The sequence below is a fragment of the Porphyromonas gingivalis ATCC 33277 genome (assembly GCF_000010505.1).
GTDB lineage: Bacteria > Bacteroidota > Bacteroidia > Bacteroidales > Porphyromonadaceae > Porphyromonas > Porphyromonas gingivalis.
Window position 1 is genome coordinate 674,760 of sequence record NC_010729.1, and the last position, 24,209, is coordinate 698,968.

The 24,209-nt window shown below is 48.7% G+C and carries 20 protein-coding genes; 16 read left to right on the plus strand and 4 right to left on the minus strand.

All coding sequences use genetic code 11. The features are described from left to right. Nucleotides 1–69 precede the first annotated feature (69 nt). The 14 genes from PGN_RS02945 (at nt 70) to PGN_RS03015 (ending at nt 17,386) form a co-directional block, all read left to right on the plus strand. A complete protein-coding gene (locus tag PGN_RS02945; protein ID WP_012457650.1) occupies nt 70–1,083 on the plus strand; it encodes an aspartate-semialdehyde dehydrogenase in 1,014 nt (337 codons plus the stop codon). 670 nt (nt 1,084–1,753) lie between these two features. Next, entirely contained in the window at nt 1,754–2,689 is a 936-nt protein-coding gene (rsmH, locus tag PGN_RS02955; protein ID WP_012457652.1) for a 16S rRNA (cytosine(1402)-N(4))-methyltransferase RsmH, read from the plus strand. After that, nucleotides 2,689–3,162 carry an FtsL-like putative cell division protein gene (locus tag PGN_RS02960; RefSeq protein ID WP_012457653.1) on the plus strand — a complete coding sequence of 158 codons (474 nt, stop codon included), beginning with the start codon at nt 2,689–2,691 and terminating at the stop codon, nt 3,160–3,162. Before rsmH ends, PGN_RS02960 begins: the two co-directional genes overlap by 1 nt. Nucleotides 3,163–3,171: 9 nt before the next feature. Then, nucleotides 3,172–5,373, plus strand: coding sequence for a penicillin-binding protein (locus PGN_RS02965; protein WP_012457654.1), 2,202 nt, complete (start codon nt 3,172–3,174; stop codon nt 5,371–5,373). Nucleotides 5,374–5,383: 10 nt separating this feature from the next. Further along, nucleotides 5,384–6,847, plus strand: coding sequence for a UDP-N-acetylmuramoyl-L-alanyl-D-glutamate--2,6-diaminopimelate ligase (locus PGN_RS02970; RefSeq protein WP_012457655.1), 1,464 nt, complete (start codon nt 5,384–5,386; stop codon nt 6,845–6,847). A 14-nt stretch (nt 6,848–6,861) separates the two neighbouring features. After that, a complete protein-coding gene (mraY, locus tag PGN_RS02975; RefSeq protein ID WP_012457656.1) occupies nt 6,862–8,121 on the plus strand; it encodes a phospho-N-acetylmuramoyl-pentapeptide-transferase in 1,260 nt (419 codons plus the stop codon). Nucleotides 8,122–8,144: 23 nt separating this feature from the next. After that, entirely contained in the window at nt 8,145–9,497 is a 1,353-nt protein-coding gene (murD, locus tag PGN_RS02980; protein WP_012457657.1) for a UDP-N-acetylmuramoyl-L-alanine--D-glutamate ligase, read from the plus strand. 11 nt (nt 9,498–9,508) lie between these two features. Continuing rightward, nucleotides 9,509–10,765 carry an FtsW/RodA/SpoVE family cell cycle protein gene (locus tag PGN_RS02985; protein ID WP_012457658.1) on the plus strand — a complete coding sequence of 419 codons (1,257 nt, stop codon included), beginning with the start codon at nt 9,509–9,511 and terminating at the stop codon, nt 10,763–10,765. Next, on the plus strand, nt 10,762–11,901 hold the full coding sequence (gene murG, locus PGN_RS02990) for an undecaprenyldiphospho-muramoylpentapeptide beta-N-acetylglucosaminyltransferase (RefSeq protein WP_012457659.1): 1,140 nt from the start codon (nt 10,762–10,764) through the stop codon (nt 11,899–11,901). The genes PGN_RS02985 and murG overlap by 4 nt, the downstream gene beginning before the upstream one ends. Beyond that, entirely contained in the window at nt 11,901–13,271 is a 1,371-nt protein-coding gene (gene murC / locus PGN_RS02995) for a UDP-N-acetylmuramate--L-alanine ligase (protein WP_012457660.1), read from the plus strand. The genes murG and murC overlap by 1 nt, the downstream gene beginning before the upstream one ends. After that, complete coding sequence (locus PGN_RS03000) at nt 13,265–14,041, plus strand: hypothetical protein (RefSeq protein ID WP_012457661.1); 777 nt, start codon at nt 13,265–13,267, stop codon at nt 14,039–14,041. Before murC ends, PGN_RS03000 begins: the two co-directional genes overlap by 7 nt. A gap of 48 nt (nt 14,042–14,089) precedes the next feature. Next, nucleotides 14,090–15,529: a cell division protein FtsA gene (locus tag PGN_RS03005; protein ID WP_039417324.1), complete on the plus strand. Its 1,440-nt coding sequence runs from the start codon at nt 14,090–14,092 to the stop codon at nt 15,527–15,529. A 2-nt stretch (nt 15,530–15,531) separates the two neighbouring features. Further along, nucleotides 15,532–16,905 (plus strand): cell division protein FtsZ, encoded by a 1,374-nt coding sequence (gene ftsZ, locus PGN_RS03010; protein ID WP_012457663.1) that lies wholly within the window; start codon nt 15,532–15,534, stop codon nt 16,903–16,905. Between the two features lie 31 nt (nt 16,906–16,936). After that, entirely contained in the window at nt 16,937–17,386 is a 450-nt protein-coding gene (locus PGN_RS03015) for a GatB/YqeY domain-containing protein (protein WP_004585125.1), read from the plus strand. 936 nt (nt 17,387–18,322) lie between these two features. Here the strand turns inward: PGN_RS03015 and PGN_RS03020 are convergent. From PGN_RS03020 to PGN_RS12330, 4 genes are all read right to left on the minus strand, one after another. Continuing rightward, nucleotides 18,323–18,955: a trimeric intracellular cation channel family protein gene (locus tag PGN_RS03020; protein ID WP_004585126.1), complete on the minus strand. Its 633-nt coding sequence runs from the start codon at nt 18,953–18,955 to the stop codon at nt 18,323–18,325. A gap of 51 nt (nt 18,956–19,006) precedes the next feature. Further along, entirely contained in the window at nt 19,007–19,828 is an 822-nt protein-coding gene (panB, locus tag PGN_RS03025) for a 3-methyl-2-oxobutanoate hydroxymethyltransferase (RefSeq protein WP_004585127.1), read from the minus strand. 70 nt (nt 19,829–19,898) lie between these two features. After that, on the minus strand, nt 19,899–21,419 hold the full coding sequence (gene guaA, locus PGN_RS03030) for a glutamine-hydrolyzing GMP synthase (protein WP_012457664.1): 1,521 nt from the start codon (nt 21,417–21,419) through the stop codon (nt 19,899–19,901). A 316-nt stretch (nt 21,420–21,735) separates the two neighbouring features. Further along, the gene (locus PGN_RS12330; protein ID WP_143733469.1) at nt 21,736–21,921 is read right to left on the minus strand and encodes a DUF1661 domain-containing protein; all 186 of its coding nucleotides are present in this window, start codon (nt 21,919–21,921) and stop codon (nt 21,736–21,738) included. Nucleotides 21,922–22,135: 214 nt separating this feature from the next. Between PGN_RS12330 and PGN_RS03035 the strand changes: the two genes are divergently transcribed. Both PGN_RS03035 and PGN_RS03040 read left to right on the plus strand, forming a co-directional pair. Next, on the plus strand, nt 22,136–22,393 hold the full coding sequence (locus tag PGN_RS03035; RefSeq protein WP_004585129.1) for a type B 50S ribosomal protein L31: 258 nt from the start codon (nt 22,136–22,138) through the stop codon (nt 22,391–22,393). 216 nt (nt 22,394–22,609) lie between these two features. Beyond that, a complete protein-coding gene (locus tag PGN_RS03040) occupies nt 22,610–24,106 on the plus strand; it encodes a DegQ family serine endoprotease (protein WP_004585130.1) in 1,497 nt (498 codons plus the stop codon). The last annotated feature ends 103 nt before the right edge of the window (nt 24,107–24,209 follow it).

The window sequence follows — 24,209 nt, forward strand, 5'->3', positions numbered from 1 at the left end:
GTTGTGCCTGAGCCTGTCTCTCCGAGTTTTTGGGAAGTATATCAAATAGAAAATACAGAGTAGAAGAAAATGAAAATAGCTATTGTCGGCGTTAGCGGAGCTGTTGGACAGGAGTTTTTGCGAGTATTGTCCCAGCGCGATTTTCCCATAGATGGACTTTATCTTTTCGGCTCTTCCCGAAGTGCCGGAAGCGTTTATTCCTTCAAGGGTAAGGAATACGTGGTTCGCGAACTGAAGGACAACGATGATTTCAAGGGGATAGACATCGCTTTCTGTTCGGCCGGAGGCGATACGTCCATAGCTTTTGCCGATACGATAACTCGCCATGGCACTCTGATGATCGATAATTCCAGTGCTTTCCGTATGCAGGAAGACGTTCCCCTCGTGGTGCCGGAGGTAAATGGGGATGATGCCTTGGTACACCCTCGCAATATCATCTCCAATCCGAACTGTACAACGATTCAGATGGTGGTGGCACTCAAGCCGATAGAAGACCTTTCTCACATACGTCGTGTACACGTGGCCACGTATCAGGCTGCCAGTGGTGCAGGTGCGCTGGGTATGGCGGAGTTGGCACAGCAGGCGGAAGAGTTGGCTCGGGGAGAGAAGCCTACCGTGGACAAATTCGCTTACCAGTTGATGTATAACCTGATTCCACAGATCGACGTCTTTACGGACAATGACTACACCAAGGAGGAAATGAAGATGTATCGCGAGACCAAGCGTATCATGCATAGCGATGTGATGGTGAGTGCAACCTGTGTGCGTGTGCCAGTGATGCGTGCCCACTCCGAGGCTATTTGGGTGGAAACGGAACGCCCGATCGCTCCCGAAGAAGCTCGTGCAGCCTTTGCCAAAGCTCCCGGAGTGATGCTGTGCGATGAGCCGTCAGAGAAGCAGTATCCCATGCCCCTCTTCGGTACGGAGCAAGATCCTGTAATAGTGGGGCGCATTCGGCAGGATTTGGCTAATCCCAACGGTTTGGTATTTTGGTGCGTATCGGATCAGATCCGGAAAGGGGCTGCACTCAACGCTGTTCAGATAGCCGAATATCTCATCGCCAAAGGACATTTCGCTCGCTGACAGCAGTATCGCTTTGCGACATAGTCTGAAAAGGATAAACTCCGAAAGCCAACTTTAACCCTCCTGCTTTCGGGGTTTGCTTTTGTCGTATTATAATGTTCTGTTCCAATAAGAATCGATCTAAAAAAGATATTGCTGTCCGGTAAAAAATGAAGATTCTATCTTGAATTTCCTAACTGCCCAAGTTTTACCGATAGCAATATGAAAAAGAGACCATTGCACAATAACTCTTCTATCCTTTCATATTGATCAAGACAGACACAAGCATTGATTCGACGAAGTAAGGAGTGCTTCATGCAGTCTTCGCGAACCTCAAGTATGGAAACTTGGGGAATATGTCGGCTTTTACAGTCACTTTAATCATCCGGAACGTGATTGGGAAACTCAATTTGCAAGGGGAAGAAACCCCGCCGGAGCCTAATCTTTTTGGATGGGGGCTTACTAAAGCGAAAAACGCTCTAAAGCGACCTATTTACTGGAATTACTTGTCGTTTTTATCCCTACTCTGAGGTTTATCGGACAGCAATGAATCTAGACATATACCTTCGGTGTTGATAAGTTTTTGTTCGTATCTCCAAGATTATTTCTCTCGTTTATGCGTTATTGGCTAACTTTGGAGCGTGGTATAATACAATTACTGCAAGTGAAGATTTAGAAGAGACCAACCAGCATGCATTGTCCTGATAAAGAGAGTGTTTATCACATACCGGTGATGCTCGGCGAGTGTTTGGAAGGATTGCGTATTGATCCTGACGGGTGCTATGTCGATGTCACGTTCGGCGGCGGCGGACATTCCCGGGCTATCGTGGAAAAATTAAGCTCCAAAGGACGGCTGTACGGGTTCGACCAAGATGCCGATGCTTGTCGAAACGTTCTCCAAGATGAGCGCTTCACCTTTGTACCTTCCAACTTCCGCTACCTCGCCAACTTCATGGATTATTACGGAGAGGATGGAGTCGACGGCATATTGGCAGACCTTGGTGTATCGTCACATCATTTCGACGAAGAGGAGCGCGGATTCAGTTTCCGTTCGGAAAGTCCTCTTTTGGACATGAGAATGAATGCTCGTGCCGGCCGCAATGCAGCTGCCATCTTGAACGAATACGATGCCTCGTCCCTGTCCGCCCTCTTCTATCACTATGGGGAACTGAAACAGGCACGTCGTCTTGCTGCATCCATTGTCCACTACAGGGAGTCTCTTTCCGGCGGACTGCAAACCGTGGGGCAACTTCTCGAGGCCGTGCGCGGTCTCATCTCTCCGCGAGAAGAAAAGAAACAGTTGGCCTGCATCTTCCAAGCCTTGCGCATCGAGGTAAACGATGAGTTGGGAGCTTTGCAGCAAATGCTCGAAGCAGCCCTCGGCTGTCTGAGAAGTGGTGGGCGACTTGTGGTAATGACGTACCATTCGCTTGAGGACAGGATGGTCAAAAACTTCCTTCGCTACGGAACCGTAAAGGCACCCGATGAAGATTCTTTGCGTCTGTACGGAGCACCACAGAGTCCTTGGCAACAGATCACTCGCAAGCCGCTGACAGCTTCGACAAAAGAGCTGTCCGACAACCCCCGTTCAAGAAGTGCCAAACTACGAATAGCAGAAAAAATATAATGGCAGACACTGCGAAAAACAATATCAGCGAAGAGGAGGACATCCTTTGCGAGAAAGAAGGGGGCTCTCCTGAGTGGGAGACCTCGACAGAAGAGGAAGCATTCCTTCACAACTCTTACTCCGCGGCTTCAAAGAGAAAGAATAGTTTTTGGAACGTGATGGGAGGATCTTTCCTCGATCACCCATGGATAGCCAGCAACTGGAAGTTGGGACTGGTCATCGTCGTGATGTCCGTCATTAACATTTGGAACGGCTACCAAGCCATCGAGCAGGTGCGCGAAATAGGCCGTCTGGAGGAACAAGTGAAAGATTATCGCTATCGTGCCCTGTTCAAAGCCTCTGAAGTTACTGCTATGAGTCAGAAACTGAATGTAGAGAAAGCCATCCAATCGCAAAACCTCGAGCTGACACTCTCGCAGACTCCGCCATACATTCTCTATCGTCCTGTCGATACTGATCGGCGCAAGAAATAAAACACCGATATGAAACAGGAAGAGACAAACAATCCGGTGACCATCAAGGCCGTACGCCGCTACCGCATCGTGGGAGCGTTGATGATTGTATTCTTGCTCGTGGTATTCGGTAAGATTCTGAAGACAATTTTTGTTGAAGGGGACAAGTGGCGTACCATCGGAGAAACTCTTCATCGCCCCGAACCGGTGGATCTGGCACCTATTCGCGGCAATATATACGCTGCAGACGGGAGAGCCGTGGCCATAACGGCTCCTTACTTTCGTCTGTACTTCGATTTCCAAGCGGATCCGCTCAAAGCAATCAAAAAGGATAGTCTGAATAAGCTGCTTGATACGCTGGCTCTCAATATCAGTCGCAGGCTCTCTACCCAATACGAAAAGATAAAACCGGCCGACCTGAAAAAGAAATGGCGAGAAGGCATGGCAAAGAAGAGTCGCTATTGGCCGGTGATCAATCGAGATATATCCTATCTGCAAATGAAAGAACTGTACGACATGGCACCTCTGGTGCGTGTGCCTCGCAAAGGGCCGGGCCCGATACCGAGGAGTATACGTCCGGAAGAGAAAGCCAAGCGAATGATGCCGTTCGGCTCATTGGGCAGTCGTACCATCGGCAGCGTTTACGGATCGATGGAAGGGGGTTTGTCACAAGGGAAAAACGGTATAGAACTCTTCTATGACAAGCAGCTCAGGGGAGAAATAGGCAAAGCCAGCCGTGTGTATGTCGGAGGACGAAGAATACTGAATACGATACAGGCTCCCAAGCGTGGCTGCGATGTCTATACCACTCTCGACATGGATATGCAGAGCATAGTCGAAGTGGAGTTGCGCAGCAAGCTCGAAGAGGTGCAGGGAGAAAGTGGAACCGCCATCCTCATGGAGGTAGCTACAGGGCAGGTAAAGGCTATCACCAATCTACAGCGCACGCCCTCCGGCGGATATATCGAATCCAAGAACTACGCAGTAGCCGATATGTCAGAACCCGGTTCTACGTTCAAGACCGTGTCGATGATGGTAGCACTCGATGCCGGCATTGTGCATCCGGAGGACATCATCGAAACGGGCAATGGTCTCTTCTCCGTAGGCAAGCGTACTGTAAGAGACCATAATGCACACAAAGGAGGGTATGGCCCCCTTACGGCAGCTCAGACGATTTGGTACTCAAGCAACGTAGGCGTAGCCAAAATCATTCTCAAAGGCTTTGCCCACGATCCCGACAAATACGTGGAGGCGGTCAGGCGAACCGGTATCACGGACAAGTTCCGTCTGGAAATACCCGGAGAAGCTCCGGCCGTAGTGCGCAAGCGTGCCGACAATCCTGACCGCTGGTATGGCACGACCCTTGCATGGATGTCATTCGGATACGAAACCCAAATCCCGCCGATCCATACATTGGCTTTCTACAATGCCATTGCCAACGGTGGTAGAATGATGCGTCCCTACTTCGTAACGAAAGTGATGGATAGAGGGGAGGTCGTACAGGAGCACCGGCCGGTAGTATTACGCGATTCCATCTGCAAGCACTCTACGCTTATCGCCATACAGGATATGCTCTCGAACGTAGTGGCCAAAGGGACCGGCTCGCCGGTCAAAAGCTCTACGGTAAACATCAGCGGCAAGACCGGTACAGCGCAGATCTCTCAGGGCAAAAGCGGTTATCGTGCGGGTGGCACCATGCACTTGGTATCTTTCTGTGGTTATTTCCCATCCGAAAATCCCAAGTACACGTGTATGGTGGTTGTACGGGGGCCCCGTGGCGTATATCCCTCAGGCGGCGGAATCTCCGGAGTAGTGGTAAAACAGATAGCCGAAAAGCTGCTGGCCATTCAAGAGCCGGAGCCGTTCGACACGGTAAGCCCATTGCCGGATATCAAATATCTGCCGACTGTACGTGCCGGCCAACGCGAACCAATCGTATCGGCATTGAAATCATTGAATCTGCCCGTCAGAATAGCGTCCGAATGTGGCAAAAATCAGTGGGTACGTCCTACGGTGGAGAGCGGGCGTATAAGCCTGAAGCCATTGCCCTCTGTCAAACGTGGCGTAATGCCTGATGTCCATGGACTCTCGGCACAGGATGCTTTGTACATGCTACAGCTCTCAGGGTTGAAAGTAAGGACGAACGGATGGGGACATGTAGTGGCTCAGTCCGTTCCGTACGGCTCTAAAGTGAAAGTGGGGCAGACTGTCGTCATAGACTTATCTATGTAAAGAACAAGGAATGAAACTCGAACAATATCTCTCGGAACTGCGGCCGATAGCTGTCATTGGCAATATCGAACAGGAAGTATCAGATATTGCATCCGATTCTCGCAAGGCTACGGACGGTGCACTCTTCGTAGCCGTTCGTGGAACACTGACAGATGGGCACAGATACATACCGCAAGCATACACACAAGGCTGTCGCGCCTTTGTCGTGGAGGACCTTCCCGATGAAAAGCCGGAAGGATGCTGTTTTGTCCAAGTATCGGATACAGCCGAAGCATTAGCTTCTTTGGCCTCTGCATACTACGGACATCCATCTCGCCATCTGACTCTGGTCGGTGTAACCGGTACGAACGGCAAGACCACCGTTGCCACTCTACTATATCGACTATTCCGAAAAATGGGATATAAAGCCGGTCTGGTGAGTACGGTTTGCAACTATGTAGATGACCGGTCCGAACCGACCACTCACACCACACCGGATCCATTGGCATTGAATGCTCTTTTCCGTCGAATGGCAGATGCAGGTTGCGAATATGCTTTTATGGAAGTTAGCTCTCATGCAGCGGCACAAAAGAGAATCGGTGCTCTTGACTTCGACGGCGGAATCTTTACGAATCTTACTCGTGACCATCTTGACTATCACGGCTCCGTACCGGAGTATTTGCGAGCCAAAAAGAGTTTTTTCGATGGCCTCGGTGCTCAAGCTTTCGCATTGGTCAATGCCGATGATAAGAACGGCCTCGTAATGGTACAAAACACCCGAGCACGTGTATGTACCTATGCACTGAAGAGCATGGCAAACTATCGAGCCAAGATAGTAGAAAGACATATCGATGGAATGGATATGTATATGGATGACAGAGAAGTCTTTGTCCGTCTGGTAGGAGATTTCAATGCCTACAACCTGCTGTGTGTGTACGGGGCATCCTGCGAATTAGGACAGGATAGGGAGGAAGTACTGCGTATCCTATCGGAATTGACCTCCGTGGATGGTCGTTTCCAAACGTTTACATCCAAGGACGGTTATGTAGCCATCGTAGACTATGCGCACACGCCGGATGCACTGGTCAATGTATTGGATACCATACGACCACTGGCAAAATCGCACAAGGTGATCACAGTGGTAGGAGCAGGAGGTAATCGGGACAAAGGCAAGCGTCCGATCATGGCAAAGGAGGCAGCCCGCAGAAGCGAACGTTTGATCCTGACATCGGACAATCCGCGTGATGAAGAGCCTCAAGAAATAATCCAAGAAATGGCTATCGGACTTTCGACAGAAGACAGGAAGAAAACACTGCTCATTACTGATCGGGCGGAAGCCATCCGCACGGCCTGCATGCTGGCAGAGAAGGGAGACTTTGTTTTGATAGCCGGCAAAGGTCATGAAACTTATCAGGAAATCAGAGGTGTCAAGCACCATTTCGATGATCGCGAAGTGGTCTGCGATGCCATGTCGAAAGATCGTATCGTTCAATAAACTCTATAGATCCCATGTTGTACTATCTGTTTGATTATCTCGAAAAGCTACAGCTCCCCGGAGCGCGACTGTTCCATTACGTGTCATTCCGGTCGGCTGTGGCCATTATCTTGGCTTTGCTGCTTGCTACCGTCATCGGCAACCGAATCATCGAAAGGCTACGAAAGGCTCAAATAGGCGAGACTATTCGCGATTTGGGGCTGGAAGGACAACTCAGCAAAAAAGGAACACCCACGATGGGAGGTCTGATCATTATCATCTCCATTCTGATCCCCACTCTATTGTTGGCCCGTCTTGATAATGTATATATCCTGCTCATGATCGTCACCACTCTCTTGCTCGGCTCATTAGGCTTTTTGGATGACTACATCAAGGTTTTCCGTAAGAAGAAAGAGGGCTTGCACGGACGTTACAAAATAATCGGACAGGTCGGACTTGGCTTCATCATCGGTATAGTACTGTATATGAATCCTGCGGTCGTGATCAAAGAAAATAGCGAAGTGCTTCGGGATGGACAGGTCGAACGTGTACACTTCAACAAACAGGAGGTAAAATCGACTAAGACAACGATCCCCTTCGTCAAGAACAATAATTTCGACTACGCCGATATACTTCCCTTCGAAGGCAAAACAAAAGTGCTGTTCGGCTGGATTCTCTTCGTCTGCGTAGCTGTTGTGGTAGTCACCTTTATATCCAACTGTGCCAATCTGACTGATGGGTTGGATGGTTTAGCGACGGGGTCTTCTGCTATTATCGGAGTTGTACTGGCTATTTTTGCCTATGTCTCCTCCCATATCGAGATGGCCTCATATCTGAATATCATGTTTATCCCCGGAGCAGAGGAGCTGACCATTTTTGCTTTTGCTTTCGTTGGTGCCACGATCGGTTTTCTGTGGTACAATGCTTATCCGGCACAGGTCTTTATGGGAGATACAGGAAGTCTCACTTTGGGAGGAATCATCGCTGTTTTCGCTCTGATCATTCGCAAAGAAATGCTACTGCCCATCCTCTGCTTCGTATTTATCATAGAGGGTCTTTCCGTGATGATTCAGGTCTTCTATTTCAAGTTGACGAAGCGGAGGACAGGTGAAGGTCGGCGCATTTTCAAAATGACTCCCCTCCACCACCATTTCCAAAAGCCCGGTAATGCCGGCATAGATGCATGGCTACAGAAGCCTATGCAGGCTATTCCCGAATCGAAAATCACCGTTCGCTTTTGGCTCGTAGGGATTATCATGGCTGCAATTACAATAGCAACACTCAAGATGCGATAACGAATAAATAACGATCTGGGAAGATGGACCGATTGAAATATGATATAGTCGTTCTCGGAGCAGGAGAAAGCGGAGTAGGAGCAGCTCTTTTGGCTCAAGCCAAAGGTCTGCATGTATTTGTATCCGACTACGGAAAGATAGCCCCGAAATACAAGGAAGAACTTAACCGATATGCCATACCGTACGAAGAAGGTAGGCACACAGAGGCGATAATCCTCGAAGCAAAAGAAATTATCAAAAGCCCGGGTATTCCCGACACTGCTCCTGTTATTCGACAAGCTGTTGCCAAAGAGATAGGTATCGTTTCGGAAATAGAGTTCGCCGGACGTTACACCGATGCATTTATGGTGTGCATCACGGGTAGTAATGGCAAGACAACAACAACCATGTGGTTGTATCACACGCTCTGTAAGGCAGGTTTGGATGTAGGTTTGGCAGGCAATGTCGGTTTTAGTCTGGCCAGACAGGTCGCTTACGATCCTCATCCTTATTATGTAATAGAGTTGAGCAGTTTTCAACTGGACAACATGTACGACTTCAGGGCTAATGTGGCCATTCTGCTCAATATTACACCGGATCATTTAGATCGATACGATCACCGATTCGAGCTTTATGCAGAAGCGAAAATGAGAATCACTCGGAATCAGCAACCCGAGGATTGCTTCATCTACTGGGAGGATGATCCTTTTATCAGCCGATGGGTAGCCGAACATCCTCCTGTAGCCCGTCTTCTACCGTTCGCCATGGAAGCTCGAACGGATAATACAACTGCTTGGATCAATGAAAAGAACGAATTGGTTGTCATGAATCTTAATTCACCTTTTGTTATGGATGAGGAACTTTTAGCTCTGTCCGGCATGCACAACAGGCACAATGCTATGGCAACTGCCATTGCTGCCAAAGCTATGGATATTAAGAATGAGGCTATTCGAGAAGCCTTGCAGGATTTCAAGAATGTACCGCATCGACTGGAAAAGATTGCTCGCGTAAAGGGTGTCGATTATATCAATGACTCCAAAGCTACGAACGTAAATTCTACCTGGTATGCTCTGGAGAGCATGAAAACCAGAGTAATACTCATTCTCGGAGGGACAGACAAAGGCAATGACTATACAGATATAGAGAATCTGGTATTGTCTAAAGTCGATGGACTGATCTTTTTGGGCATAGATAATGAGAAACTCCACAAATTCTTCGATGGCAAGATCTCGCGGATTGCAGATGCATGCTCGATGCATGAAGCTGTTTCTTTAGCATACAAGATGGCATCCAAAGGTGATACGGTACTCCTTTCTCCAGCTTGTGCCAGTTTCGATCTTTTCCAAAACTACGAAGATCGTGGCGATCAGTTTCGGAAAGAGGTGTTAAATCTATGAGACATTAGGAAATGGCTTGGAAAAAATTGTTTCAAGGAGATAGGACTCTTTGGGTCATCTTCTCCTTTTTTGTCGTCATCTCTTTGGTCGAAGTCTATAGTGCTTCCAGTACTTTGGCATATCAGGGACGGATGATGTCTCCTATACTGAAGCATACGGCTTTTATCGTCATGTCCATCGTAACGGTAGTGGTAGTATCCCGATTCAACTCGGGTACACTAAAGTTTATGGGAGGAGGGCTTTATATCTTATCCTTCATACTGTTGATCATCGCGTTTTTCAATGGCACGAGTATAAATGGTGCTTCGCGTTGGATTCCTTTACCTTTCGGACTCACTTTCCAGCCGTCCGAGCTGATGAAGATAGCTCTGGTGATGGTGGCTGCAATTATCTATACATTATTGGGACATTTGTCCGCAAAGAAAAGATTTATCTGGTTTTCGATACTTGTGGCAATCCCGATCCTCATCATTGCAAAAGACAATCTGTCCACTGCCATCCTCATTGCGGTGTTCTTTTTCTTTATTTCGTGGATCGGAGGTGCTCCCGGCAAGAATCTTTTCTGGCTGTTGATCGCAGGTTTATTCTTCGTCGTTCTGGCATATATCCTGTTGCTCACCTTACCTCCACAAACGCTGAGTAAGCTGTCAAATCGTGCTCCAACATGGAAAAATCGTGTAGTAAGTGATCCTGCATTGAAAGATCTGAGTCCTGAGCAGCGAGACTCGATGATGTACGTCATTACGGATGACAACTTTCAGGAATCGCACGCTAAAATAGCTATCGCTCGTGGAGGACTTTTCGGTGTGATGCCCGGGAACAGTATCGAAAGGGACATTTTACCACAGGCATTCTCAGATTACATCTATGCCATCATCATCGAAGAGATGGGATTCATCGTCGGAGGGATATTGATCCCGCTGGCTTATTTTGTCCTGTTCTTCCGATTGGCACAATTAGCTCAAAGGACAGCAAGTCGCTTCGAAGGAATGCTTTTGATGGGATTCGGATTATTATACCTGTTACAGGCTATGTTCAATTTCATTGTCGCCTCCGGATTTATCGTGACGGGACAAACTCTTCCTCTGATCAGCAAGGGAGGAACATCATATCTGATCACAAGTCTGGCCTTCGGAATTATGATGAGTATCTCGCGACGAATAGCCTTGAACAAAGAGAACGGAGAAGAGACAGCCGAAGTAATGACCATAGAGTCCGAAGTATCCGACAACGATGAACTACAAGAAATAAATATATTGGACGCATGAATAATGAAAAATCAAACGCCAAACTGCGTTTTATCATAAGTGGGGGAGGAACTGGCGGACATATTTTTCCGGCTATTTCCATCGCTGATGCCCTGCGTCGCCGCTATCCCGAATGTGAAATCCTTTTTGTGGGTGCTGAGGGACGGATGGAAATGGAGCGTGTACCCCGATCCGGCTACGAGATCGTAGGTCTACCCATCAAAGGGTTAGACAGAAAGCATTTGTTGTCGAATTACAAGGTAGCCATTGCTGTTATCCGAAGCATGAGGCTGGCTAATAAGACCATAAGGAATTTTCGTCCTGATATGGTAATCGGTGTAGGAGGCTATGCCAGTGGCCCAACCTTACGCAGAGCACATTCCCTCGGGATCCCCACCCTCATTCAAGAGCAAAACAGCTATGCCGGTGTAACGAATAAACTGCTGAGCCGAGGAGCGCATAAAATCTGCGTGGCTTATCCCGAAATGGATAAATTCTTCTCTCCTGAAAAGATCGTTTTTACCGGCAATCCGGTTCGCCCTGAAATAGAATTCGGCCACCCCAGCCGCTCGGAGTCTCTTCGCTTTTTCGGCTTCGAGCAGTCCGAATCGCCTGTCGTCTTGGTAGTCGGAGGGAGCTTGGGAGCCCTTACTATTAACAAGAGTATCACCGACAAGCTCGGCAAATGGGCAGAAAGCGGTGTACACCTTATATGGCAAACGGGAAAGAACTATATCGAGACAGCCAGAAAAGCAGTAGAGAATCATCCCGGGTTGAAATGCTATGTTAATGATTTTATCACTCGAATGGATTATGCATACTGTGCAGCCGACTTGGTAGTGTCACGAGCCGGAGCTTGCTCCATTTCAGAGCTTTGCTTGCTGGGAAAACCTACGATACTGGTTCCCTCGCCCAATGTAGCAGAAGACCATCAAACAAAGAATGCATTGGCTCTTTCTACGCGCGCTGCTGCCGTTCTGATTCCGGATACCGAGGCAATAGAACTGTTAACCGACACAGCTCTATCCTTGGTTCGCAATCTGGCAGAATTGAGTTCTCTGAGCGAACAGATACGAACGCTGGCCAAACCTCAGGCAGCTGATCGAATTGTGGATGAGATAGCAAGAATAGTGGAACACGAGAAAAGAGCGAATTGATGAAAAGGGTCTATTTCATTGGGATAGGAGGGATTGGTATGAGTGCTATTGCTCGCTACTTCCATGCAAGGGGATTTAATGTGTGTGGGTATGATCTGACTCCGAGTCCCATTACCGATCAATTGATCAAAGAAGGGATTGAGGTTCATTTCAGTGATGACCTGAATATGATCCCGAAAGCTTTTTTTTCTCCCACCGATTCGTTGATCGTTTACACCCCTGCTGTGCCGGCCGACCACTCGGAATTGACCTACTTCAGATCCAATGGTTATCGCGTGGTGAAGCGAGCAGAAATTCTCGGCGAGATAACTCTTATAGAACGTGCACTCTGTGTCGCCGGAACACATGGCAAGACTACGACCTCTACTTTGCTGGCACATTTGCTCAAACAGAGTCATGTGGACTGCAATGCGTTTCTGGGAGGGATTTCCAACAATTATCAGTCGAATCTGTTGCTCTCGGACAAAAGTGATTTAGTAGTCGTCGAAGCAGACGAATTCGATCGTTCATTCCACCATCTGAAACCTTTTATGGCTATTATCACATCTGCCGATCCCGATCATATGGATATATACGGCACGGCAGAGAATTATCGCGACAGCTTCGAACATTTCACCTCTTTGATCCAGTCTGGCGGAGCCCTGGTGCTTAAGTACGGTGCACCGGTCAATCCTCGACTGGGAAGCGATGTCAGCTTGTTTACATATTCATCTGACGATCGGCAGGCTGACTATTTCGCCTCCGACATTACGATCAGGGATGGTCGCCTTTTTTTTACTTGGCATTATCCGGGTGGACAACTGGAAGAGGTAGAACTCGGTGTACCTGTACACATCAACGTAGAGAACGCTGTAGCCGCCATGGCTATTGCACATCTTAACGGCGTCACCGTGGAAGAACTTCGAAGCGGTATCGCCTCTTTCAAAGGTTCACACCGCCGCTTCGAAAAGGTCTTGGATACAGAGCGCGTAGTCCTGATCGATGATTATGCGCACCATCCGGTGGAATTGGATGCAGCTATTCGCTCTGTACGTGAAATCTATTCGAGAAAACATATCATGGGGATCTTTCAACCCCATCTGTATAGTCGTACGGCAGACTTTTATCAGGATTTTGCCAGAAGCCTTTCCATGTTGGACGAGGTGGTTTTATTGGACATTTATCCGGCACGAGAACTCCCTTTGCCAGGTGTGACCAGTCGTTTGATATTGGATTTGATCGAGAATCCCAATAAAACGCTGGTGAGCAAAAACGATCTGCTCGATTATTTACACGGCAACGAGATACCCGATGTCGTATTGATACTCGGAGCCGGCGATATCGATCGTTTAGTGATTCCTGTCAAACAATATCTCCAAACTTTATGCTAAAGAAGGTTCTTTATATACTGGGGTTCTTTCTTGTACTGGCCTATCTTGTTGCAGCCATAGTTTACTTTTCGGACTATTCCGATAGCACTCGCTGCTCAGGTTTGGAAGTTCGAGTCGAGGGTAAGACGAAACATGCATTCATGCAAAAGGTCGATGTGGAGCGAGACTTGAAGCGTCTGGGTTTCACCCCCTATGGCAAGCCGCTCGACTCTATCGATCTTTACCGAATGGAAAGAAACCTTCGTACCAATTCCCTTTTCCGCGGAGCGGAATTGTATGCCTCTCCATCCGGCCAACTGTATCTGACAGTGGAACAAAAAGATCCGCTCTTTATGGTAGTACGATCCGACACCTCTTTCTATGTCTCTACCGACAGGAGCGTGATCGTTCCCAACTTGCAGTATGCTGCCCCCGTACTGATGGCCTCAGGGGATATATCTCTGTCCTTAGCTACCGGCCCTCTCTTCGACCTCATTGCATTTATCAGCGATGATCCATTCTGGTCAAACTTTTTCGCTCAGGTTTATGTGCCGGATAACGGTCAGATCATATTAGTTCCCCGTCTGGGCAAAACTGAAATTATCATAGGCAGTACACCTAATTGGGCAGAAAAATTGTCGAACTTACGCCTTTTTATGGACAAAGCCATTCCAAAATATGGATGGGACACGTTTAAAACATTAAATTTGGAGTTCAAAGATCAGGTGGTTGCCACTCCTTTTCCCTCTTCCCCTCTTTATCCTGCAGTTGCGCGTGCGCAAGTGCAATAGACGAGGATAGAGATATTTCATTGCGAGTAGCTACCTTCACCATATAGTATGAGCAGAATGAATACAATTTATGCAGTCATTGACTTGGGCAGTTGGTATATCCGAGGTATGGTGGCTCGCAAAATGGAGGATGGACGGGTTTCTCCGATTTCTTTTTATGAGGAGCCTGCCAATAATTGCATCCGTCATGGATGCGTACACAATATCGATGAGGCAGCAGCCATTATTCGACGCATCGTCAACCAATTGAACGAGAATCTTGAGGACAATACCCATATTACTTCGCTATATGTGGGCGTGGGAGGACAGTCGATCGCTTCTCAGGAATTCATCGTCCGCAAAGCCATGGTGCCCGAGGGAGAAGTCATTCGTACAGAACATATCGAATCCCTCTGGGCTGAAATGCGAGGAGCCTCTTTCCCCGATAAGGAAGTTTTGGATGTGACTGATCCGCTCTTTTATGTGGACGGAAAACAGGAGATACAGGCCAAGGGAGTATTTTGTCATGAGCTTGAAGCCCGCTTCCAATTGATCACTGCTCGCCGTTCGGTAAAGCAGAATATCCGCATCGCCATAGAAGAACGTCTGGGATTGCGCTTGGCAGGCATCCTCGTCACACCGCTTTGCGAAGCACAGGTATTGCTCTCGGACGACGAGCTGACATTGGGATGTTGCTACGTCAATATAGGTGCCGGCTGTACATCGGTATCCATCTATAAAAACAGGCTGTTGGCCATGCTTCGCGTACTTCCGATGGGAGGTTATAACGTCACACGCGATTTGACCAGCCTGCGACTGACAGAACAGGAGGCGGAGAACATGAAGCTCAACCACGTGTCGATGATCAACGACAATAAGTCCAACGGATCATTCCGCATGACCTTTGCCGACAAATTCTCCGAAAGAGAGTTCCGCTCCTCCGAAGTCAATCGCTTGGCCAAGGCCCGCATGGACGAAATCACAGCCAACTACCTCAACATCCTACGCCTCTCAGGCCTCCTTGAAGATATCGGCGCCGGCATTATTCTCAATGGAGGTGGCACCAAGATCAACAACTATATGGCTGCCATGAAGAAGATACTCGGAGAGGTTACTCCGGCCAAAATTCGAATGGATCGCATCGACACGGATAATGCTATTTCTTTTATCGAAGAGCATATCTCTACCATCGGTTTGGCATATAAGGCTACCCAACCCTGCACGGATTATATCACGACCAATTTGGGTGAACTGGTAAGTCAGATAGAGACCAAAGAAGAAATACCGGCCAACGATACCGTACAAGATCTATTCGCACAAGACCGACAAACGGAGAGAAAGGAAAACGAACAAAGGGACAATACTGACCGACAACGTGAAGATACCCCCAAACAGACGGTCAAAAAGAAAGAAAAGACCGGGCCTTCATTTGGAGATAAGCTCAAGGGAGCTTTCATCAAGTTTGGCTCCTTGTTCGACGAAGACACTAATCAAGATAATAACAGATAGATATGGAAGACGAATTGCTGAACTTTAATTATACGGATTCCGGTTTGCCCGTTATTATCAAGGTAATCGGAGTCGGCGGTGGTGGTGGCAATGCTGTCAAAAACATGTACCACGGCAAGGTGCGGGATGTATCGTTCCTCCTGTGTAATACCGATGTGCAGGCTCTCGACCGAAGCGAGGTACCTGATCGGCTGGTACTCGGCCGTGAGGTGACCAACGGCCTGGGAGCCGGTAGCCGTCCGGAAGTGGCACGACGAGCTGCAGAGGCCAGCGAAGCCGACATACGCAAGATATTGGATGATGGCCATACCCGTATGGTCTTCGTAACGGCCGGTATGGGTGGCGGAACGGGTACCGGTGCGGCCCCTGTCATCGGTCGGATAGCACGTGAACTCAATATCCTCACTGTCGGCATCGTTACCATTCCATTCGTTTTCGAAGGCAAGCGCAAGATTCTGCAGGCACTCGAAGGGGTGGAGGAAATGCGCAAAAACGTAGATGCCTTGCTCGTGGTCAATAATGAACGGCTCCGCATCATATACAAAGATCTTAAGCTCGACAATGCTTTTGCCAAGGCAGACGAGACACTGACCAACGCAGCCAACGGCATTGCCGAAATGATCATGAAAGAAGGGACGATCAACCTCGACTTTGCCGATGTGCACACGACACTCAAAGACGGTGGTATAGCCATCATCAGTACCGGCTATGGTGAAGGTCCCGACCGTATGGAGCAGGCCATCAATGAGGCTCTTACCTCTCCTCTGCTCAATAACAACGACATTTTCAAGGCAAGGCGTGTACTCTTCAATATCTATCAAGGCACGGAAGACCCCCTGGGTACGGACGAACTATCGGCCATCAACGAACTCACGGCCAAGATAGAAACCGGGTTCGATACTATTTGGGGTTATACCACCGATCCGGAGTTAGGCAAGAAAGTGAAGATCACCATTCTGGCTTCCGGTTTCGATCTGGACACCACACGCGAAAGTATCCGCATCGGAGACAACCTTGGCAATGTCATCAACGACCCCATCTCTTCTCGCGAGATCGAGACGCAGAATGAACGGGACAATGATCTGATCAACCGTTACTATCGCCCCGATGAACTGGAGAAAGTGAAGGTGGTGGACTTCAAACCGATCATACTCAACCTCGACGAGTTGGACAATGACGAACTGATCATGGCCCTCGAAGAGAAACCGGCCTACAGTCGCACCGGGGTACTGCTCTCTCGTATCGACAATATACGTATGCGGATAGCAGAATCGGCCGGTCGTATGAAGAAGGATGTTGTCCGATCGGAAGAGAGCGAACGACCTGCCTTCGAAAGCGAACGTCCAAGCTCTCCGACCACCATTTCATTCAATTAACAATACATCCGAACCAATACAAGCCTATACAATGGACTACTTTGAACTCATCAGCAACGATATCAAGACCGCTATGCTCGCTCGCGACAAAGTGAAGCTCGAAGCCCTTCGCGGAGTGAAGAAAGAATTTCTCGAAGCCAAGACAGCTAAAGGCAGCGATGGCACTCTGTCCGAAGATGCAGCCCTCAAGATCATGCAAAAGATGGTGAAGCAGCGCCGCGAGAGTGCTGCCATCTTTGTAGAAAACGGCAGACCCGAACTGGCCGAACCTGAGCTCGCCGAAGCCGAGGTTATCGAGGCCTATCTACCCAAACAACTCTCACGCGAGGAACTGACCCCCATCTTACAGGAAATAATCAGCCGTCTCGGCGTCACTGACAGTAAAATGATGGGCAAAGTAATGGGAGTAGCCACCAAAGAATTGGCAGGCAAAGCAGATGGCAGCCTCATCAGTACGATCGTAAAGGAATTGCTAAGCTGACAACAATCTCCCTCACTCTAACGGAAAAGCCATGAATCCCGACTATCGGATTCATGGCTTTTCTGTTGCACAACTCTCCCGGCAATAATCTTTTCGTTTTCATTAGACCGTTACACAATAACCCTTCCACCCCCTCATATTGATCAAGACAGACACAAGCATTGATTTGACAGAGAAAGGAGAGCTTCATGCAGTCTTTGCGAACCTCAAGTATATACCTGAAGGAAACTTTGGGAAATCTCTGTTTACTTGGCAGTCATAAACCTGCTCATTGATCTTTCCCTGAGATACAAAGAATGAACTCATACGAGAGGATACTATGGTCACATACGAGAGGATACTATGGTCACATACGAGAGGATACTATGGTCACATACGAGAGTATACTATGGTCTCATACGAGAGGATACTATGGTCTCATACGAGAGGATACTATGGTCTCATACGAGAGGATACTATGGTCTCATATGAGAGGATACTATGGTCTCATATGAGAGGATACTATGGTCACATACGAGAGGATACTATGGTCTCATACGAGAGGATACTATGGTCTCACATGAGAGGATACTATGGTCTATTGATGGAAGATACCATCTGCTATGTGTCGGACGGCTGGTTCGGGGAGTCGGAGGTTCCGTATGAGCTGTAAAACCCTGTCGCATGGCATTTTCTTGGAGATTTCATTGTCAATTGACTGATTTTTCAGTGTCGTTATAGATACGAATACCTCTAAAGCTCCTCCATGACTTGTGCGTTACGCTCATAAGTACAGTCAAAAGCAAAAAAGTCGCCTTTTGATTGGCGACTTTTTCAGTTTGCATATGAAGGCAAACGCGATAAAGAGAGAGCGGAATATCACTCCACGGCTATCGTAATAAGATGATAGTCAAGGGGGGGCTGCCACCAAAAGAGAGCTTCTGTTTTGGGAACAGTTTATACGGCCCCGCGGAAAGTGGGGATGCTGATATGGTATTTCACCGAGACGAACCGCACAGCCACGACAATAAAGGCAGCAATGAACTGTATGATTTCGATCGGGAGAGTCGTGTACATGAGTCCCACATAGACCGCTCCTCCGATCAGGCACGCCATGGCATATATATCCTTGCGGAAAATAAGCGGTGTCTGATTGATCAGAATATCCCGAATCATACCACCGAACGACCCTGTAATCGTACCCATCGCAATGGCCAGCCACCACGCATATCCGCACTCGAAAGTTTTAGCCACACCCACTATGGTGAACAAGCCTATCCCGACAGTATCGAAAATGAAAACCGTATGATTCAGTCGCACTACATACTTCCGAAATACAATCGTGAAGATGAGAGCGAGCATAGAGATAAAAAGGTAGGAAGGCCGGAGCATCCAAAACGGCGGGACATTAAGCAAAATGTCGCGCACCGTACCGCCACCAACAGCCGTAACCACACCGACCACATAGGCTCCGAACCAATCGAAGCGTCGGGCTGCAGCCAAACGAATACCACTGATGGCGAATGCAAAGGTTCCGAGGTAATCGCACCAAGTGATAAATTCGGTAAGCCCTTCTTCTATTCCATGCATAGTCGACCGCTGATAATTGCGAGGAAAACGTAAGATTCAGGGAAAACAGGATCAGTACTGCTCGTCCTTATTGGGGAAGTCCATACTCTTCACATCAGCGATATAATGCTTGAGTGCCCGATCTATCTCGTTGGCCAGATTGGCATAACGGCGCAGGAAACGGGGACTGAACCCCTCCGTGATACCGAGCATGTCGTGCATCACCAGCACCTGACCGTCCACTCCACCTCCGGCACCGATGCCGATAACCGGAATGCTCAGCTCCGAAGCTACACGTGTAGCCAGTTCGGCCGGTATTTTTTCGAGGACGAGAGCGAAGCATCCGAGTTCTTCCAAGAGGTGAGCATCCTGAAGCAGCTTCTCGGCTTCGGCCTCTTCCTTGGCGCGGACATTGTAGGTGCCAAACTTATTGATGCTCTGAGGCATCAGTCCGAGGTGTCCCATGATGGGAATACCGGCCGAGAGGATTCGCACAATGGACTCGCGCACCTCTTCTCCTCCTTCGAGTTTGATACAGTCGGCATGTGTCTCCTTCATCACACGGATGGCCGAGCACAAGGCTTCTTTGGAGTTGCCCTGATAGGATCCGAAAGGAAGATCTACGACCACAAGAGCACGCTTGACGGCCTTGACCACAGACTTGCCGTGGTAGATCATCTGATCGAGAGTGATGGGCAGGGTGGTGACATTGCCGGCCATAACGTTCGAAGCCGAATCACCTACAAGAATGACATCCATACCGGCCTCATCGACCAGCTTAGCCATTGAGTAGTCATAAGCTGTGAGCATGGAGATTTTCTCCCCACGGCTCTTCATCTCGATGAGGCGATGTGTAGTTACCTTACGAGTATCTTCCGGTTGGTACGTGGACATGAAAGCAGTTTTTTATAATAGTGAATAGGATCGGTGGTCGCTGTACAGATTCCTGTATGGGCTGACATTGTTATTCCCATTCGATCGTGCTGGGGGGTTTGGAGGAGATGTCGTAGACTACGCGGTTTACGCCACGCACTTTATTGATTATTTCGTTCGACACCTTGGCCAGAAAATCATACGGCAAATGCACCCAATCGGCACTCATGGCATCCATAGAAGTCACGGCACGCAGTGCCACGGTGTATTCGTAGGTACGCTCGTCGCCCATTACGCCTACGGACCGAACCGGCAGCAGGATGGCTCCGGCCTGCCACACCTGATCATACAGCCCCCACTCGCGCATAAGGCTCATATAGATGTCATCGGCGTTCTGCAAGATGGTAGCTTTCTCTTCCGTGATCTCTCCGAGAATACGGATGCCGAGACCGGGACCGGGGAAAGGATGGCGATGGATCAGGTGTGGCATCATGCCGAGCTCGAGTCCCACGCGACGGACTTCGTCCTTGAAGAGCATACGGAGCGGTTCCACGAGGCGGAGATTCATCCGCTCGGGCAGTCCTCCCACATTGTGGTGACTCTTGATCACCATACCGGTGATACTCAGACTTTCAATGACATCGGGGTAGATCGTGCCCTGACCAAGCCATTTGATATCTTTCAGCTTCCGGGCTTCTTCGTCGAACACTTCGATGAAGCCGCGACCGATAATCTTCCGTTTTTGCTCGGGATCGGTAACGCCGCTAAGGGCTGCGAAGAATTTTTCTTTTGCATTCACCCCGATTACATTGAGACCCAAGTGCTCGTAATCCTGAAGTACGCGTTCGAATTCGCCCTTACGCAGCAAGCCGTGATCGACGAATATACAAGTCAGGTTGCGGCCGATAGCTTTGTTCAGAAGCACCGCCACCACCGAACTGTCCACACCTCCGGAGAGTGCCAGGATCACCTTGTCATCACCTAAGCGTTCGCGAAGTTCCTGCACAGTCGCTTCGATGAAAGAAGCCGGAGTCCAATCACGCTTCATACCGCATATATCGAGGAAGTTGCCAAGCAGTTTGGTACCTTCTTCCGAGTGGTAGATCTCGGGATGGAACTGTACGCCCCACGTTTTCTCTCCTCGGATGCGAAATGCTGCATTGGGTACATCCTCGGTACCTGCTATGACCTCGAATCCTTCAGGCAATGACGTAATGGTATCGCCGTGGGACATCCACACCGTAGTGCCGGATTGCAAGCCTGTCAGCAGTGCATCTTCAGGCTGCCGGAGGGTCAGATGTGTTCGCCCGTATTCGCGACTGTCGCACGGCTCTACTTTGCCACCGGCTTGATGGACAAGGCTCTGTGCACCGTAGCAGATGCCCAAGAGAGGCAACTTGCCCCGTAATTCGCTCAGTTCGATACGAAAGGCTTTGCTGTCATACACGGAATAAGGACTCCCCGACAGGATGATGCCTCGCACTCCTGAGAGGTCTTCCGGCAGTTTGTTGTAGGGATAAACCTCGCAGTAGGTGTTCAGCTCGCGAATTCGTCTGGCGATGAGCTGTGTGGTTTGAGAACCGAAATCCAGAATAATGAGCTTTTCCAACATGGAGAAAACAGTCTTTATGATTGCATTGCAGCGCAAAGGTATATGAAACACCTTAAACCCGCCAACGACTGCTTCGAATAATTCTCATAAGGCAGACCGAAACGGGACAGAAACCTCTCTTCGAGAGGGAGCAAACCGATCCGATCCACTCCCTATATATTATAGGTATATGACCGAGGACTGCAACTTCATTTCCTCGATGCTCCCGATAGAAGGATTTTGGCCAAAGATTTTTTGTCTAAAAGAGAGCCTTAGGACTTTCATAGGCGAATAGAGATAAAAAACGAGAACGAAGTAAAACTTCGATCCGTCCCATTTACGTTCGTGAAATTTTTTGTTTCATGCTCTTAAAAATGTGGCGTGAGAATTTTTTTATTTTGGTTCGGGAACAAAAAAAATCTCGAACCAAAACGAAATAATTTACGTTCCACTTTTTCAAAATTCTCGCGCCACAATTACAACGATTGCGGTTCGTAAAATCCGACACACGATTCATCGACATACACGAGCATGCGTCCCCTCCTGCTTATCTTAGGAGCATGAATGTCCGACATGAATGATCGAACTCATTTTTGACTCGGCCTAACTGCTTGCCAAGTAAAATAATATCCCTACCTTTGCCGTCCGGAAATCTCTATCCGATTATAAACGAACGGTTACCAATCCAGAGTGCGTCAATAGCGAACGAAAACAAGAACAAAACTAAATAGACAGCAATGAAAAAAGGTATTCATCCCGAAAATTATCGTCCGGTGGTGTTTAAGGATATGTCCAACGAAGACATCTTTATCACACGCTCTACGATGGAGGCAAAGGAGACGATCGAGATCGACGGCGTTACTTACCCTTTGATCAAAGTGGAAATCTCCAATACGTCGCATCCGTTCTTCACAGGCAAGGCCAAACTTGTCGATACGGCCGGTCGTGTGGATAAGTTCATGAGCCGTTACGGCGACCGCAACAAGAAGAAGTAAGTATTTCTTCCGCTTTTTTTGGAATACTCATTCGCATCGAAAGCTCTACAGAGCCTCAAGGATGCGGAGAGGATTAGTTTGACACCCGCTCAAAGCTATTTTGCTGAGCGGGTGTTGCGCTTTCTGCTTGCAGCCCAATAAACCTGATGCCCTTACCGGCGTCTATCTAAGCATAAACGACAAAAACACATTAGTCAAACTTTAAGAGAACATTGTATGAACAAAGTGTGGAAATACGTGACGGGAGCCTTTGGCGTAGCAGCCGTCAGCGCAGTAGCATCGGTGGCAACAGTGGCTGCTTTGGGACACTACCGAGGCGAATCTTTCATAACCGATGGTACGGAAAACGAATTCGGATTCAAGCAGACATCTTACACAACGACATCCGGAGCCTCCGCCGCTCTACCCAATTTGGTCGAAGCTGCAGAAGCATCGGTACACGCCGTAGTACACATCAAAGTGGAGTCCGAGCAGCGAATGGACTCTCAGCAGTACTTCGATCCGTTCGAATTCTTCTTCGGAGGCGAATCCAGAAACTTCCAGCGTCCCCAAACACGGCAGGTAGTAGGCTACGGTTCGGGGGTGATCATCAGCACAGACGGATATATCATCACGAATAATCATGTAGTAAAGGGAGCCAAAGAAATGACGGTAACGCTCAATGACAATCGTACCTTCAAGGCCAAACTGATCGGTAGCGATGCCACGACCGACATAGCCTTGCTGAAAGTAGATGCCAAGGGGCTGCCGACAATTCCTTTCGGCGACTCTGACAAGCTTCGTGTGGGAGAGTGGGTATTGGCCGTAGGCAATCCTTTTAATCTTACTTCCACGGTAACGGCCGGCATCGTCAGCGCAAAAGGTCGCTCCACTCAGCAGGTGGCCAGAGGCGGTTCGCTCCAGATAGAATCTTTTATTCAGACGGATGCTGCTGTCAATTCAGGCAACAGCGGCGGTGCGTTGGTGAATGATCGTGGCGAACTGATCGGTATCAATACGATGATCTACAGCCAAACGGGCAACTATGCCGGCTACTCATTTGCCGTACCTATTTCCATAGCGGCGAAAGTGGTAGCCGACATCAAGCAGTACGGTACCGTACAGCGCGCCGTGCTGGGCATTGCCGGCGGAGATATATCGGACGAAGCAGTCAAAGAATACGATCTGAAGGTGCGCGAGGGTGCTCTCGTAGCAGACTTTGCCGAAGTCAGTGCAGCTATCTCTGCCGGTATGCAGAAGGGGGATGTGATCACCGCCGTAGAAGGCAAACAGATAAAGAGTTTCCCACAACTGCAAGAAGCCATCAGCCGCTACAGACCGGGAGACAAAGTGAAGCTGACCATCAATCGTAAGGGAGCGACCAAGGAACTGACCGTCACGCTCAAGAACAATGAAGGAAGTACTTCGGTAATCACCGGCGAATCGACCGGAAATGTATTGGGAGCATCATTCAAAGACCTCAGTGCCGAACAAATGCGATCCTATGGTGTTTCTTATGGTGTAGAGGTAACCTCTGTAAGCTCGGGGAAATTCAAGGATGCAGGTATCAAGAAAGGATTCATCATCCTTTCGATCAACCGCCAACCGGTAAGCTCAGGTGCCGATGTCAGCGACATCGTTCGTGAGGCCGGACAGAGCCGATCGGGTCGCTTGATCATCGTGCGTGGGTTTTATCCGGACGGTAATATCCGGACCTTCGAAGTAGAACTATAAGGACCGGGGATACAAGATCTCGATTATAGGCCGCGCGCACCCGACAGAGATTATTCCCGCTGCAGTCGCTCTTCTCTCTACCTTCCTCTCATCCCGCGAGGAA